At 33.5% G+C, this 15,501-nt stretch carries 12 protein-coding genes; 10 read left to right on the top strand and 2 right to left on the bottom strand.

Annotated features, from left to right (window positions below; all coding sequences use genetic code 11):
• Positions 1 to 14 precede the first annotated feature (14 nt).
• The 9 genes from K337_RS18240 (at position 15) to K337_RS0110345 (ending at position 10,022) form a co-directional block, all read left to right on the top strand.
• Positions 15 to 1,436 carry a sodium:solute symporter family protein gene (locus K337_RS18240; protein WP_051251712.1) on the top strand — a complete coding sequence of 474 codons (1,422 nt, stop codon included), beginning with the start codon at positions 15 to 17 and terminating at the stop codon, positions 1,434 to 1,436.
• Between the two features lie 2 nt (positions 1,437 to 1,438).
• Positions 1,439 to 1,786, top strand: coding sequence for a RidA family protein (locus K337_RS0110380; protein ID WP_028856549.1), 348 nt, complete (start codon positions 1,439 to 1,441; stop codon positions 1,784 to 1,786).
• Positions 1,787 to 2,239: 453 nt separating this feature from the next.
• A complete protein-coding gene (locus tag K337_RS0110375) occupies positions 2,240 to 3,160 on the top strand; it encodes an ABC transporter permease (protein ID WP_028856548.1) in 921 nt (306 codons plus the stop codon).
• A 10-nt stretch (positions 3,161 to 3,170) separates the two neighbouring features.
• Positions 3,171 to 4,343 (top strand): ABC transporter permease, encoded by a 1,173-nt coding sequence (locus tag K337_RS20380; protein ID WP_028856547.1) that lies wholly within the window; start codon positions 3,171 to 3,173, stop codon positions 4,341 to 4,343.
• 8 nt (positions 4,344 to 4,351) lie between these two features.
• Entirely contained in the window at positions 4,352 to 5,350 is a 999-nt protein-coding gene (locus K337_RS0110365) for an ABC transporter ATP-binding protein (protein ID WP_028856546.1), read from the top strand.
• A 1-nt stretch (position 5,351) separates the two neighbouring features.
• Positions 5,352 to 6,362: an ABC transporter ATP-binding protein gene (locus K337_RS0110360; RefSeq protein WP_028856545.1), complete on the top strand. Its 1,011-nt coding sequence runs from the start codon at positions 5,352 to 5,354 to the stop codon at positions 6,360 to 6,362.
• Between the two features lie 94 nt (positions 6,363 to 6,456).
• Complete coding sequence (locus tag K337_RS0110355; protein ID WP_028856544.1) at positions 6,457 to 8,121, top strand: peptide ABC transporter substrate-binding protein; 1,665 nt, start codon at positions 6,457 to 6,459, stop codon at positions 8,119 to 8,121.
• Between the two features lie 241 nt (positions 8,122 to 8,362).
• Entirely contained in the window at positions 8,363 to 8,758 is a 396-nt protein-coding gene (locus K337_RS0110350) for a MerR family transcriptional regulator (protein WP_028856543.1), read from the top strand.
• A gap of 97 nt (positions 8,759 to 8,855) precedes the next feature.
• Positions 8,856 to 10,022 carry an iron-containing alcohol dehydrogenase gene (locus tag K337_RS0110345; RefSeq protein WP_028856542.1) on the top strand — a complete coding sequence of 389 codons (1,167 nt, stop codon included), beginning with the start codon at positions 8,856 to 8,858 and terminating at the stop codon, positions 10,020 to 10,022.
• A 61-nt stretch (positions 10,023 to 10,083) separates the two neighbouring features.
• Here K337_RS0110345 and K337_RS0110340 read toward each other — a convergent pair whose 3' ends face one another.
• Positions 10,084 to 11,700, bottom strand: a complete 1,617-nt coding sequence (locus K337_RS0110340) for a putative manganese-dependent inorganic diphosphatase (protein ID WP_028856541.1) — start codon at positions 11,698 to 11,700, stop codon at positions 10,084 to 10,086.
• An 811-nt stretch (positions 11,701 to 12,511) separates the two neighbouring features.
• Here K337_RS0110340 and ligA point away from each other — a divergent pair.
• Positions 12,512 to 14,542: an NAD-dependent DNA ligase LigA gene (ligA, locus tag K337_RS0110335; protein ID WP_028856540.1), complete on the top strand. Its 2,031-nt coding sequence runs from the start codon at positions 12,512 to 12,514 to the stop codon at positions 14,540 to 14,542.
• 43 nt (positions 14,543 to 14,585) lie between these two features.
• On the opposite strand, the gene K337_RS18235 is transcribed toward ligA, so the two are convergent.
• Positions 14,586 to 15,419, bottom strand: a complete 834-nt coding sequence (locus tag K337_RS18235) for a type II secretion system protein (RefSeq protein WP_037029330.1) — start codon at positions 15,417 to 15,419, stop codon at positions 14,586 to 14,588.
• Positions 15,420 to 15,501: the final 82 nt, after the last annotated feature.

Genomic DNA, 15,501 nt, shown 5'->3' with positions numbered 1-15,501 from the left:
ATAGGAGGTATTTTATGAGTTCGGCATTAGTAGTTATAATTTTTTCTGTTATCATTATAGGTATAGGGTTTTCGATAACCTATGTAATAAGCAGAAAAACTAAGGGGAGTGAAGAGGCTTGGGTTAATGGGGGAAGATCACTACCATTATACGTAACAATAGGTACACAATTTGCAGCAATAATGGGTGGAGGTTTTGTTGTAGCCCATGTAGGTATAGGGTATACACATGGATGGAGTGTACTGACCTATGGAATCATAATGGCATGTATATTTTTTGTATTATGTTTTATAGCGGATTGGTTGAGAAAAGAAAATTTTAATACTATACCTGATGTTTTGGAAAAACTCTATGGGAAAAACAGGGGCTTAGCCTTATTTTCTACCATAGCAGCAATAATAGTACCGTTTGGATGGCTCTGTACACAGTTAGTAGCTTTTTCCAAATTATTTTCACCTATAATTGGAGTAGATCCTAAATATATGATCGTAGGATTTGCAACTCTTTGTCTGATATTTGTACTTCCAGCAGGACTTTCATCTGTAGCATGGACAGATTTTTTCTTTGGCTGTATGATGCTGATAGTAACCGCAGTATCTTTATTTTTCCTTATAAATATGAATGGAAGTGTAGGAGAGATGATCTCCAGGGTACCTAAAGATATGACAGAATTTCCAAAGGGAATGACCCTTATTGGATGGGGGACAATACTCCTCTGGGTTACCTCTGTAATTCCTGGTGGGATTACCAATCAGATGGCGATCCAAAGGATATGCGCTATTAAAGATGCTAAAAGTGTCAAAAAAAGTCTGATTATAACAGGAGTAGTAATAATAATAGTTGAAATATGGTCTGTAGTAACAGGAATAGGAGTTAGGAGTCTTATGCCTGGAATGGACGGAGAGATGGCTACAGGGTGGCTTTTAGCCCAATTTCCTAAATGGTTTATGGGTCTCTTCTCCGGATTTCTTATGGTGAGTATATTATCTACAGTGAATGGGTCTATCCAGTCAGTAGTAGTAAGTGTATCGGAAGATTTTTTTAAGAAGGTAATGCCTTTAAATAATTTTTCCAATAAACTTTTGATAACGAGGATAGCGGCAGTTGTGGTGACTTATTTAGCAGCTTTTCTTGCAATTTTATACCCTCAGGCTCTTCAGTGGCTTATATTATCATATGGACTGTCAGCGGTAGTTCTATTGGGACCTATTTATTTAGGTTATATTTTAAAGAAGCGAATGGTATTAAACTATAAGGGGGCCATCTTATCTATGGTTACAGGGATTTGTTTCACTGTATATAACCTTTATACAAATTCCACGATACCATTTACAATAGTTGGGATAGGATCTTCGTGTATTGTGCTTTATCTTTACCATCTGGTTACTGCTGAAAAAATAATTCCCGAAACTAAAATTGAAATAAAAGGAGAATAATCATGAGTATTGAACGACATAACACTAAAAAAAGGATGAGTCATGCAGTGATTCATAATAATGTAGCTTATTTATGTGGGCAGGTTCCCAAAGATGAAACAAAGGGAATGGCAGAACAAACAAAAACAACTTTGGAAAAGGTAGATCAGCTTCTGGCTGATATCGGGAGCCATAAGAATAAGGTTCTTTCGGCTACAGTTTATATTAAAGATATGGACCAGTTTAAAGAGATGAATGAAGTCTGGGACAGCTGGGTGGAGGAAGGAACTGCTCCGGCAAGAGCCTGTGTGGAAGCTAATATGGCCAGGGAATCACTCTTGGTAGAAGTATCTGTGATAGCGGCCGTATAGGCCGGATTATAAAAGTATGGACCCCTCCTAATTTTTAGGAGGGGTTTTATATGAATACTATAAAAAAGGTGTTTAGTCCTAAAAATTCAGTTTTCTATATTTTTTATAAATAATAATGTATATTGATTATATAAAAATAACTAAAAATTAAACTTCGTTTTTAGTTATTTTTATATTTTAACTTATGAAAATTTAAAATTTTATAGGGGAAAATAATTAAAAAATAAATTAATTTTTATTCATCTAAAATGTTATGGAAACCATTTTTTAATTTACAAAAGTGTTAAAAAAATGATACAAATGCGACGAAATGAAACTATAAAGTTATAAAAATGTAGTTTTTATCAGGTAGATTAATTTGGATTCTTAGAATTTATGTGCTATATTTATAGTTATATATATCGAGAATGATATGTATAGGTTAAGCAAATTTTAATAATAAGGGAGGAAGAAATGGGAAAGTTTATTTTTAAACGATTAGGTCAAATGTTATTTACACTGTATATAGTTATTACAGCGACTTTTTTCTTGATGCACGCTATTCCTGGGGGGCCTTTTACAAGGGAAAAGCCATTGCCACCAGCAGTAATCGCAGCATTAGAGGCCAAATTTAACTTGAATGCACCGTTACATATACAATATATCGACTATATGAAAGGGGTGTTTAGTTTTGATTTTGGTCCTTCGTTTCAAAAAGTGGGGGTAGATGTAATTGATTTAGTAAAAGTCGGGTTACCTATATCTGCAAAGGTAGGAGGAACCGCTGTATTAGTTGTGCTTATAATAGGTATTCCTTTGGGGATAATATCTGCACTGAAGCAAAATAAGTGGGAAGATTATATAGTAACGGTATTAGCTACTTTAGGGGTAACAATCCCGAGTTTTGTAATAGCGACTATGATTATATATATATTTAGTGGGAAGTTAGGGATATTGCCATCTTTCGGACTTACTTCTTGGAAACATTATATTGGGCCGGTAATAGCTCTCTCCGGATTCTCTTTAGCTTTCGTATCTAAGCTGACCAGGTCATCCATGTTAGAGGTATTACAGCAGGATTATATCAGGACAGCTAGAGCTAAGGGGTTATCAGAATTTGTAGTAATTGGTAAACATGCTCTAAAAAATGGATTATTGCCAGTAGTTACCTATGTAGGACCAATGGTAGCAGGAATTTTAACTGGATCATTTGTTATCGAAAAGATCTTTGCTATACCTGGAATGGGAAAATATTTCGTAGAAAGTGTAGGAAATAGAGACTATACAGTTATCATGGGAGTAACAATCTTTTATGCAGGATTTTATATAATTATGGTGTTTTTAGTAGATATCATCTATGTATTAATAGATCCTAGGATTAAATTACATGATTAAGGGGGAAGGTATGGATAATAGATGGGAAAAAGCATCGGAGGAAATTAAAGGCGAGAAGAAGATAAGACCGAGTCTTACATATTGGCAGGACGCTTGGAGAAGGTTGAAACAAAATAAACTATCTATGATAGGACTAGTGGTAATAATCTTATTATTTATAACAGCAATTTTCGGACCTATGTTATCTAAATTTAGTTATGAAGATCAAGATCTTAAATTTGGTAATATAGCTCCTAGATTTGATATATATGAAGTAGATAAATCAAATTATATATATGTACATCCAGAATATAAACTATTTACTGTGACTTCTGATGGGAAACTATTGGATTCATTGAAACCGGTTAAAAATGACATGATGAATTTACAAAAAATTTATAAAGTCGATGGAAAAAAGGTAGTATTGGATTATAAAAATGCTAAATTAGCTAGGAAAAATCCAAGTATTCAAAAATATAAAATATTGGTAGAAGGTAAAGAAACAGAAGTTGCAAAGAGAGTTTTTAATAAAACTTATTTCTTTGGGACTGACTCCCATGGAAGAGACCTCTTCATAAGGGTTCTCTACGGAGCAAGAATATCACTTACAGTAGCAATAGTAGCTACCCTGGTAAATTTCTTTATTGGAATCTTTTATGGAGGAATATCTGGTTATTTAGGTGGAAAAGTAGATGCAGTAATGATGAGAATAATGGACATAATAAGTACAATTCCATTACTGTTATATGTAATCTTACTTATGGTAATTATAGCTCCAGGATTAAAAACGATTATAATAGCCATGGGACTTACCTTCTGGGTAAGAATGGCTAGAATTGTAAGAGGTCAAACTCTTAGTATAAAACAACAAGAATATGTTATGGCTGCAAAAACTATAGGAGCTAAAAATTTTAGAATACTCAGCAGGCATATCATACCAAATGCAATGGGACCTATCATCGTATCACTGACTATGATGATACCAAATGCAATATTTACAGAATCATTTTTAAGTTTTATAGGGCTGGGAGTAAGTGCTCCTCAAGCATCGTGGGGAACTTTAGCCAGTGATGCCTTGGCAGGAATAAGAACTTATCCATATCAATTGTTTTTTCCATCACTTGCAATAAGTATAACAATGCTTGCATTTAACTTTTTAGGAGATGGACTTAGAGATGCATTAGATCCAAGATTGAGAAAATAGGGGGGAACATGGAAAAATTAATTGAATTAAAGGACGTAAAAACTTCATTTTTTACCCACCTAGGGGAAGTGCAGGCTGTAAGAGGTGTAAGTTATAGTTTAAATAAAGGAGAAGCCTTGGGAATTGTAGGGGAATCAGGAAGTGGAAAGAGTATTACTTCTATGTCTGTAATGGGATTACTGCAATATCCAGGAGTTGTAAAAAGTGGTGAAATAGTATTTAAGGGGGAAGATCTTTTAAAGAAAAATAAAAAAGAGATGAGGAGTGTAAGAGGAAATGAGATAGCTATGATATTTCAAGACCCTATGACCTCATTAAATCCTGTATATACTGTAGGGGACCAAATTATGGAGGCCATTAGAAAACATCAAAATGTATCTAAAGCCGAAGCCCTTGAAAGAGCCATTGAGATGTTAGAGTTAGTAGGAATACCTGATCCAGCAAAAAGGGTAAAAGCATATCCTCATGAATTCAGTGGAGGAATGAGACAAAGGGTAATGATTGCTATAGCTCTTTCATGTGAACCGGATCTACTTATTGCTGACGAACCAACTACAGCATTAGACGTAACTATCCAGGCTCAAATATTAGATCTTATGAAGGAATTAAAAAACAAATTAAATACATCGATAGTCTTAATAACCCATGATCTAGGTGTAGTGGCCGATGTCTGTTCGAGAGTATTGGTTATGTATGGTGGACTTATTATGGAGGAGGGAAAGGTAGAAGATATCTTCTATAACCCAAAGCATCCATATACAGTAGGGCTGTTAAAATCTATACCAAAGATAGAAAATAAGGAAAGGCTGGTACCTATAGATGGAACACCACCAGATCTATTACACCCTCCAAAGGGGTGCCCTTTTGCAGCAAGGTGTGAACATGCTATGAATGTATGTATGGAGGAGCGTCCAGAATTCTTTGAATGTGGAGAAGGTCACAAATCTATGTGTTGGTTACTTCATCCTGATGCTCCTAAGACAGAGTTAAAGGGAGGGGTTAGATAGAATGGACAATAAAAACGATAACACTCTAATAGAAATAAAGAATTTAAAAAAATATTTTTCTAAAAATACAGGATTTTTTAAGAAGAAGATGCAGCATCTAAAAGCTGTAGATGATATTAGTTTTCACATAAAAAAAGGTGAAACTTTTGGACTGGTAGGGGAATCAGGATGTGGTAAATCTACTACTGGAAGAACTATAATAAGACTCTATGATGTGACTGGTGGAGATATAATCTATGATGGTAAAAATATAAGTCACTTGAATGAAAGGGAGTTAGAACCTTATAGAAGGAAGATCCAAATGATCTTCCAAGATCCATATGCGTCATTAAATACAAGGATGACAGTAGGAGATATTATAGGAGAACCACTGGATATTCATAACCTAGCAAAGGGTGAAGAGAGACAAAAAAGAATCTATGAGTTATTAGATACTGTAGGACTGAGTAAGGAACATGCAAGTAGATATCCCCATGAATTTAGTGGAGGACAAAGACAGAGAATAGGAATAGCTCGTGCACTAGCAGTAGAACCAGAATTTATAATCTGTGATGAACCGATCTCTGCACTGGATGTATCTATACAGGCTCAGGTAGTAAATATGTTGGATGATCTTCAGAAGAAATTAGGATTGACCTATCTATTTATAGCTCATGATCTGTCTATGGTAAAACATATCTCAGATAGAATTGGAGTATTATACCTAGGTAAGATGGTGGAGATAGCAGAATCAGATGCTCTCTATGACAAACCTATTCATCCATATACGAAAGCATTGCTTTCATCAATACCTATTCCAGATCCAGAGCTGAATGCAGAAGTAGACAGGGAAATATTAAAGGGAGATGTACCCAGCCCGTTAAATCCTCCTAGTGGATGCAGGTTTAGAACTAGATGTAAATACGCAGAAGGAATCTGTAGTGAAAAAGAACCATTATTAGAAGAGATAGCTCCAGGAAGGATAGTAGCTTGTCATTTTTCCAAGGAGTTTTATGAGGGAACCAAAAAATAAAGGATTCCATAGAAAGAATATGTATAATAACTTATTACTTTAGTGATTGGTTTTTTAGTAACAACGTTTATCAATTTATTTGAGGAGGAAATTTATGAAGAAAATCTTTTATGTAGTGACGCTTCTAATGGCAGTATTACTTACTGCTTGTGGAGGGGAAAAAGAACAACCTAAAGAAACAGATGCAGCAGCAGTGGAAAAGCAGGTAGAACAAGTTATGGTATTTAACTTAGGAGCAGATCCAAAATCTGTAGACCCACAGCTAAACTCTGCAACAGATGGTGGAATAGTTGTAAACAATACTTTTGAAGGTCTTATGAGGACAGATGCCAACGGAAAAGCTCAACCAGCAGGAGCAGAATCTGTAGATATTTCAGATGACAAGATGACATATACATTCCATCTTAGAAAAGATGCTAAATGGTCTGATGGAAAACCTGTAACAGCAGCAGATTACAAATATGCTTGGTTAAGAGCATTAGATCCAGCAGTAGCTTCTGAATATTCATTCCAACTTTACTATATTAAAGGCGGGCAGGAGTTTTTTGAAGGAAAAGGTACTAAAGAAAATGTTGGCTTAGAAGCAGTGGATGACTTGACTTTTAAAGTTACGTTAAAAGCTCCTACAGCGTATTTCTTAGACTTAGTAACGTTCTATACATTTATGCCAGTTAGAGAAGATGCGGTAGTTCAAAAACCAGAAGGATGGGCAAAGGATCCTAGCATCACAATTTCAAATGGTCCATTCAAAATCTCTGAATATCATATGAATGACAAGGTTATCTTAGTTCCAAATGAATACTATTGGAATAAAGACAGTGTTAAGTTAGATAAAATTACTATGACTATGATAGTTGATCACGGAACAGCTATAACAGCATATGATAATAAAGAAATTGATGTATTAGGTGCTGGACAAGTACCGGTACAAGAGATTCCTAAAAGACAAGTAGAAGACCCTACTTTCCATATAACACCATTTTTAGGAACATACTACTATATCTTTAATGTAAACAAAGCACCAACTAACGATATCAATGTAAGAAAAGCTCTTACACTAGCTATAGACAGAGAACAAATTGTAACAGATGTTTCTAAAGGTGGGCAACAGCCGGCAACTGGATTTGTTCCAACTGGATTAGTAGATTCACAAGGAAATGATTTTAGAGCAACAGCAGGAGATTATGGAATCTCTACTACTGCTGATGTAGAAAAAGCAAAGGAATATTTAGCTAAGGCTGGATATCCAAATGGTGAAGGAATGGCTCCAGTAGAGCTTATCTATAACACTAATGAAGGACATAAGGCAATTGCAGAAGCAATCCAAGAGATGTGGAAAAAGAACTTAGGAATCGAAGTTAACTTAGTAAATCAAGAGTGGGCTGTATTCCAAGATACTAGACATGTAGGAAACTTTGAAGTAGCAAGAGCTGGATGGATTGGAGACTATAACGACCCTATGACATTCTTAGATCTATGGACTTCTTACTCAGGAAACAACGATGCACAATGGAACTATACTAAAGGAGATTTCCCTGAGAATAAAAAGTTTGATGCATTAATTGAGAATTCAAAGGTAGCTCAAGGTCTAGATAGAGATAAAGATCTTTATGGTGCAGAAAAAATCATGATGGATGAATTAATCACTATGCCTATCTATTACTATACAGGTATAATAATGGTTAAAGACAAAGTTAAAAACTGGGAAAGAGATATCTTAGGTACTTGGTACTTTGGAAATGTTGAAATAACAGAATAGACCTCATCTATCTTCTCCTAGATTAGGAGAAAAAAATAGAGATAAGAGAAACCTCCTAAAAGTATAAATACTTTTAGGAGGTTTTTTTATTGTTTTAAAAAAAAAAATATTTATGGATATATTTAAAGAATTCAAAAGCATAGGTCATAATTGGATGAAATGTCATATTTCTAAAAAAAAGTTTGCCTTAAACCATGGTTTAAGATGTATACTCAATATATAAGAAATTAGGAGGTGACCTATGACTATAGATGAGGTAGCAAAACATTTTAGAATATCTAAATCGAAGCTTAGATACTATGAAAAAAACGGTGTCATAAAGGAGATTGCTAGAGATAATAATGGTAACAGGGTCTACACAGATAGTGATTTAGTTTGGATAGATTTTTTTCTTAATCTCAAGGACACAGGGATGTCATTAAAAGAGATAGTATATTATATAGGTTTAAAAAAAGATGGTGAAAAAACTGTTGTAGAAAGAAAGGAAATTCTATTAAATCATGTAGATATAATACAGGAAAAAATAGAAGAATTAAATCTCATAAAAAAAGAGGTATTAGAACAGGTAAAAAGGTATGAGAATGAAGAAGGGAACTGCATCATTAAATCTAAGATCTATGATGAAGAAAAATGCTGAAATTTCAAAGAAGATAGATTTTTTTTGGATAGGTATGATACGAAAAAATAATTAATAAATGGACAATTTATGGATTGCCCGTACAAGGAGGAATAAAATGTTAAATTTTAATTTTTACAACCCTACACAAATTGTGTTTGGAAAAGGTGAGATGAAACAATTAGATAGTTTAGTGCCAAAAAATTCTCGTGTTCTTATTACATATGGTGGAGGATCAGTAAAGAAATTTGGAACTTTAGATAAAGTAATGGATGAGTTAAAAAAATCAAATAGAGAGATCTTTGAATTTGGAGGGATAGAGCCAAATCCTCAATTTGAAACTTTGATGAAAGCTGTTAAATTAGTGAGAGATGAAAAAATTGACTTTATCCTAGCTGTTGGAGGAGGTTCTGTTATGGACGGGACTAAATTCATTGGAATAGCTTCTTGTAAAGATGAATATATAGGAAAAGAGGACGAATTATTAACTCAAGGGATGATATCAGTTGATAAAACTATACCATTTGGAACTGTAGTAACACTGCCAGCTACAGGTTCAGAGATGAATAATGGAGGAGTAATCAGCAATGGAAAAAATAAATTAGCTATCTTTAGTAAAAAATCATTTCCTATATTCTCTATACTAGACCCAGAACTAACATTTACTTTACCAAAAACTCAAGTAGCTAATGGAGTCGTAGATACATTTGTTCATGTAGTAGAGCAATATGTTACTTATCCAATAAATGCTGGATTCCAAGATAGAGCAGCAGAAGGAATTCTTCAGACATTAGTAGAAGTAGGGAAAGAAACTATAGAAAATCCAACTAATTATGATGCTAGGGCTAATTTAGTATGGTCAGCTACAATGGGGCTCAATGGACTTATTGGTGCTGGAGTACCACAAGACTGGTCTGTTCATATGGTAGGACATGAATTAACAGCAATATTTGGTGTAGATCATGCTAAAACTTTGGCTGCTATTTTACCTGCTACCTGGAAAGTTAGAAAGGTTGAAAAATTTGAAAAATTACTTCAATATGCAGAAAGAGTATGGGACATAAGGGAAGGGACTGATGAAGAAAAGATAGATTTAGCTATTGTAAAAACTGAAGAATTTTTCCATAGTTTAGATATAACAACTAAATTATCAGATTATAAAATAGGAGAGAGTGATATAGATACAGTCATCAATTCTTTGGAATCTCATGGGATGGTAAAATTATCTGAAAGAGGGGATCAAACTCTAGAAATAACAAGAAAAATTATAGAAAAAGCACTGTAAACTAAAATATTAAATAAAAAGAGGAGATAGCTGTAAGCTATCTCCTCTTTTGTAATATGTCTTACATTCCCTGGCTGGCCGCCATAAGGAAAGGAACAATTTGTTTTTTTCTTGAAACTACACCGTCTAGCCATGCAGTCCCGACCTCTAATTCCACATTGAATCCTTTTTCTACTAATTCAGTAGAATCACCCAATGCTAGGATCTTAGAACCATTATTTACTATGTCGGTCATAACTAGTACGAATAAATCGTAGTTATTTTCATCTATCATCCCATTCATAGCAGATTCTAGATTTTCTCTATTACTTAATAATCCATCGATATCAACTGTATTGATCTGTGCTACAGCAGTTTGGAATTTTCCCATAGAAAATTCTTTCATATCCATAGTTATAATCTCGTTAGGAGTTTTATCTCCTAATGAAGTTCCTGCAATTAACATTTCCATACCATATTTTTCATAGTCAACTCCTGCAATAACAGCTAATTCTTTAGCGGCTTGAACATCTTTTGGTGTACAAGTAGGAGATTTAAATATCAATGTATCCGATAAAATAGCACTCAACATAAGTCCGGCTATAGTTTTATCAGGAGTAAGTCCTTCTTCTTTGAATAATCCATAAACTATTGTAGAAGTACAACCAACAGCTGCTGCTCTAATCATAAGAGGTTCAGAAGTTTCAAAGTTTCCAAATTTATGATGATCTACTATCTCTAATATTTTGGCAGTTTCAATTCCATCTACTGATTGAGAATTTTCATTGTGGTCTACTAAGATAACTTCATTTTTCCCAAAATTCATAATATGCTTAGATCTGATAGTCGAAAATATAGTTCCATCTCCATTTACAACTGGGAAATTAGTCTGAGAAGAATCTTTCATGATATCTTGGATATCTTCTATAAAATCAGTAGTTTTAAAATGGAAAAAGTTTTTGTGCTTTAAGATAGCCTTTACAGGTACTGATTGTGAGATCATCTTAAATGTTTTAAAAATTCCCTTATTAACTCTAACAAGTGGTATATTTACATCGTAATCAGGGATCTCATCATTTTTATCTACACATAAAAATATGATTTTTGCTCCGGCTTTTTCAGCATTTTTGATATGTCCAGAAAAAAGTGTAGTGATTACTACATCTCCCTCAGAAATTTTAGCTAATTCAGAAACTCCTCTCAATCTACCCTCTATCTTACCAGTAGGATAAACTCCGTTGATAACAACAGAAGAATCTTTTAAAGTTTCCCAAACATTTTCAAATGTTGTTTCATAGTCAAAGAAGATATCTCTAGTACTCATCTCTAAATATGCATTTGCAATCTCCGAGATATGGATCATATTTTCTAATTTATTATCTTTATTTACAACAGGTAAACTTGAATAATTTTCAGTAGTCATGATTTCTAATGCTTTTTGAATAGAATCAGTTTCCTTTATTAATTCTTTTTCAACCTTAGTCAGATCTTTGACCTGTGGCTTTATAGTAGTAAGTAACGGTGGTGTCGCTACTTTAAAATGATTTAAAATAAATTCAGTTTCCTTATTTAATTCTCCTAATCTAACAGCTTTTGTATTAAGTCCTAATTGATCCTTAAGGTTAGAATATGCAATAGCTGAACATATAGAGTCTGTGTCTGGATTCTTATGTCCAAAAATTAAAACCTTGTCCTTCATTGTTGACCTCCTAAAATTATAGTAAAATATTAGAAGCCTTACCTATTGCAGGTAGCAACTCCTAATTCACTGTGTTTATATTTCTTTTTAACCTAGATATATTACCATTTAAATCACTAAATAACAAGGGTAAGTTATAACTAAAAACGAACAAAAATGTTGAAAAAAATGAAAAGATTTAAAAGTTAGAGTTAGTTGGTGTCAAAGATATTTTTTTAAGAAAGTTAGCTTCTTTCTCCTAATCTAGGAGAGAGAAAAGAAGAGAGAGGTCAGTTGACTCAAAGAAGAAATTTCTAAAGAATTCCTCTTTAATAGGGGTACATGATAAAATTCCAAAGTTTTCGTCTTTGATACGAGATCATTTCGATTCACGATTATTAAAATTAGATTTAGTTAAATCTAATTTTAAATGTGATTGATCTAAGAAAAAGATCCAAAGAAAATCAGTGGCTAATAAAAATATCTATTTCGTAATTGAAAAGACTGAAAAAATCGAAACTCGCTATGCTCAGATAATCGAATATTTTTCAAGATCTTTTTATTCATACTAGATTTAACAATATTTTTATAATGCCGTTAAAGATGACTATAAACTTCGATTAAAACCAAGAAAAAGAAATTAAAAATAAAAAAATAAAAAATTAAATGGAAATACCCAAAACTACTAGCATTGTTTCTCCCTAGAGAGGGAGAAACTAAGAGGAGAGGGTAGAAGAATTTATAATCTAAAACTTGATATATCTGTTTCAGGGGTTTAAATTTTATGATATAATTTAGTATAAAAAAAGAAATTTTGAGGAGAAGAACAATGATGAAAGAGAAAGAAAATATAAAAGCAGAGATAGAAAAAATAAAAGAAGAGTTACATAAACATAACTACCACTACTATGAAAAAAACGAGAGTTTGATCTCAGATGTAGAGTATGATAAGTTATTAAAAAAATTAGAAAAATTAGAATTAGAAAACCCTGAATATAAGACGGAAACCTCTCCTACAGTAGTTGTAGGTGGAGGACTAAAAGATAGTAAATTTACGAAAGTTACCCATAAAAAACCTATGCTGAGTTTATCTAATACCTATAATTTAGGAGATTTAGAAGACTTTGATGGGAGAGTAAAAAGGATTTTAAATAAAGATAGTTTAGAAAACGACAATATCCAGGTAGACTATGTGTTGGAATTAAAATTAGATGGAATTTCTATAAGTATCCATTATGAGGATGGCCGTTTAATCCAGGCTGTAACCCGTGGAGATGGAAAAGTAGGAGAAGATGTAACTGAGAATATAATGCAGATAAGTTCTATCCCTAAATATCTAAAGGAAAATGTATCGATAGAGGTCAGAGGAGAGATTGTATTACCGCTAACTGAATTTGAATCATTAAATAAAAAAAGGTTGGAGTCAGGGGAGGAAGTATTCGCTAATCCTAGAAATGCAGCTGGTGGAACCCTTCGTCAAAAAGACGCTGCCATTGTAGGAGAGAGAAACTTGGATGCTTATATATATTATCTGGTGAACAGTGAAGAATTAGGGCTTGAAACTCATATTGACAGCATAAAATATTTAGAAGGATTGGGATTTAAAACTACAAAGGTCTATGACCTATGTGAAACTATAGAATATTTAGGAACCAGGATAAAATACTGGGAAGATGAGAGGAATCATTTAGACTATGAAACTGACGGGTTAGTAATAAAAGTCAATAATCTGAGTTTATATGAAGAATTAGGAGCTACAACTAAGGCACCTAGATGGGCTATCTCCTACAAATTTCCTGCTAAACAGGTAACTACAAAATTAAATGATGTAACTTGGCAGGTAGGGAGAACAGGGAAGGTAACTCCAGTGGCGGAACTAGAGGTAGTAGAAGTATCTGGAAGTATGGTCAGACGTGCCAGTCTTCACAACTATGACGAGGTACTTAGAAAAGATATAAAAATTGGGGATACAGTATTTATTGAAAAAGCTGCTGAGATAATTCCACAGGTTGTAAAACCAGTAAAAGAATTAAGAGATGGGACAGAAGGGGAGATAATCCCTCCTACAAATTGTCCTGTATGTGATTCAGAGTTAGAGAAAGAAGAAGGATTGGTAAATTTAAAATGTATGAATCCTCACTGTAGGGCAAAATTACAGGGGAAGATGGAGTATTTTATCTCCCGTGATGCTATGAATATAATCGGTGGAGCGAAGATAGTAGAAAAATTTATAGAATTAGGATTTTTAAGGGAAATAAGTGACTTCTATGAACTTTATCTAAAAAAAGATGAGTTAGAAAAATTAGATAATTTGGGAAGTAAGAGTATTGAAAAACTACTTACCTCTATTGAGGAGAGTAAAAGATTAGATTATTCTAAAACACTATATGCCTTAGGAATTCCATTTGTAGGGAAATTTTTAGGAGGATTACTGTCTAAAGAGAGTAAAAATATAGAAAATTTAGCAGCGATGGAAGTAGAAGACTTGCTATCAATAGATGGTGTAGGAGGGAAGGTAGCTCAGTCTGTGTATGGATACTTTAGAGATGAAGATAATATGAGAATTTTAGAAAAAATAAAGGATGCAGGAGTTAACTTTGAGATAGAAGAGGTAGATGAGGGAGCTCATTTGGAGGAGTTTGTGGGAAAAACCTTCTTAGCTACAGGAAAATTGATCCACTTTAAGAGACAGGAGATCAAGGATATCGTAGAAAAATTAGGCGGAACCAATATGTCTGGTGTATCTAAGAAATTAGATTACCTTATAGTAGGAGAAAAACCAGGAAGTAAGCTGAAAAAAGCAGAGGAGTTAGGCAGTGTAAAAATTCTTACTGAGGAGGAGTTTTTAGAACTGACAAAGTAGAGGTTAGAAGAAAAAAAGGATGCGATTTCGCATCCTTTTTAGGTTAGTAGAGTTCAAGTTCACTATAAATAATTTTTGTCACACCATTTTCTACATATTCAAAGGCTACTTTTAAGCTTTTAGGTTGAGTAATTCCAGCTTCTTGTCGAGATGGTGGTACATTGATAGAGTTCCCATCTTGTGTAGGAGATTTGTAACCGCTGTTGACTAAATTATCGTCTATATAAACATAGTAATTTCCGTTTAATTTACCACTGCCAGATATAAAATTTGGTAGCCAACCAATATTAGGTTTTATCTCAACTACATATTGGCCACCGAGTTCATAAGCATCTCCACCAGAACCGGTTAAACTACCACTAGTTTTAGAAATTGGAAATTCGATTTTATCCCAATCGTTTTTTTCGGTATCTGGATCTACAGGTTTATTGTTGTCCTCTGAACCGAGCTCATCCCATATTTCATACTTTGCATCTTTTGTATAGGCTCCATTTGGAAGGTTGGCATAGATTTCACCTGTTTCTCTAATGTAGAACCATCCTCCTGTATTATCTCTAGGAGTAACAACTTGGGAAGTTTCTTTATGATTAACTCCATCTGCGCCTGTAAATCCAGGGGTAGGTTCTATACTGTATGATTTTAATAAGTCTGTTTTATCAACATCTTCAACAGTAAAAAAATCTGGAAATTCCTCTGATAAAGTATCATCTAGGGATAACCTGGATCTGATTACACCTAAATTATGCTGAACTTCGGCTACTGTAGCCTTTCTTATCTCTTTTAAAAGTTTTGGAGCTAAAGTTGTGGCTAAGATACCTATTATAGCAATGACTATAAGTAATTCAATTACTGTAAATCCTTTATTTAGTTTTTTCAAATTAATCCCTCCTTAAAACGATATTATATCAAAAAAATCATATTTAAGATAGTGTATTATAGGGTAAAATAAAAGGAGTATC

The sequence above is a fragment of the Psychrilyobacter atlanticus DSM 19335 genome (genome assembly GCF_000426625.1).
Lineage (GTDB): Bacteria > Fusobacteriota > Fusobacteriia > Fusobacteriales > Fusobacteriaceae > Psychrilyobacter > Psychrilyobacter atlanticus.
Note: the sequence above shows the minus strand (reverse complement) of the source record. Positions and strands in the feature narration are given on the sequence as shown.

Bases quoted from the DNA above. Each gene is read 5' to 3' on its own strand.
- K337_RS18240 (WP_051251712.1), top strand. From the start codon at position 15: ATGAGTTCGGCATTAGTAGTTATAATTTTTTCTGTTATCATTATAGGT.
- K337_RS0110380 (WP_028856549.1), top strand. From the start codon at position 1,439: ATGAGTATTGAACGACATAACACTAAAAAAAGGATGAGTCATGCAGTG.
- K337_RS0110375 (WP_028856548.1), top strand. From the start codon at position 2,240: ATGGGAAAGTTTATTTTTAAACGATTAGGTCAAATGTTATTTACACTG.
- K337_RS20380 (WP_028856547.1), top strand. From the start codon at position 3,171: ATGGATAATAGATGGGAAAAAGCATCGGAGGAAATTAAAGGCGAGAAG.
- K337_RS0110365 (WP_028856546.1), top strand. From the start codon at position 4,352: ATGGAAAAATTAATTGAATTAAAGGACGTAAAAACTTCATTTTTTACC.
- K337_RS0110360 (WP_028856545.1), top strand. From the start codon at position 5,352: ATGGACAATAAAAACGATAACACTCTAATAGAAATAAAGAATTTAAAA.
- K337_RS0110355 (WP_028856544.1), top strand. From the start codon at position 6,457: ATGAAGAAAATCTTTTATGTAGTGACGCTTCTAATGGCAGTATTACTT.
- K337_RS0110350 (WP_028856543.1), top strand. From the start codon at position 8,363: ATGACTATAGATGAGGTAGCAAAACATTTTAGAATATCTAAATCGAAG.
- K337_RS0110345 (WP_028856542.1), top strand. From the start codon at position 8,856: ATGTTAAATTTTAATTTTTACAACCCTACACAAATTGTGTTTGGAAAA.
- K337_RS0110340 (WP_028856541.1), bottom strand. From the start codon at position 11,700: ATGAAGGACAAGGTTTTAATTTTTGGACATAAGAATCCAGACACAGAC.
- ligA (WP_028856540.1), top strand. From the start codon at position 12,512: ATGAAAGAGAAAGAAAATATAAAAGCAGAGATAGAAAAAATAAAAGAA.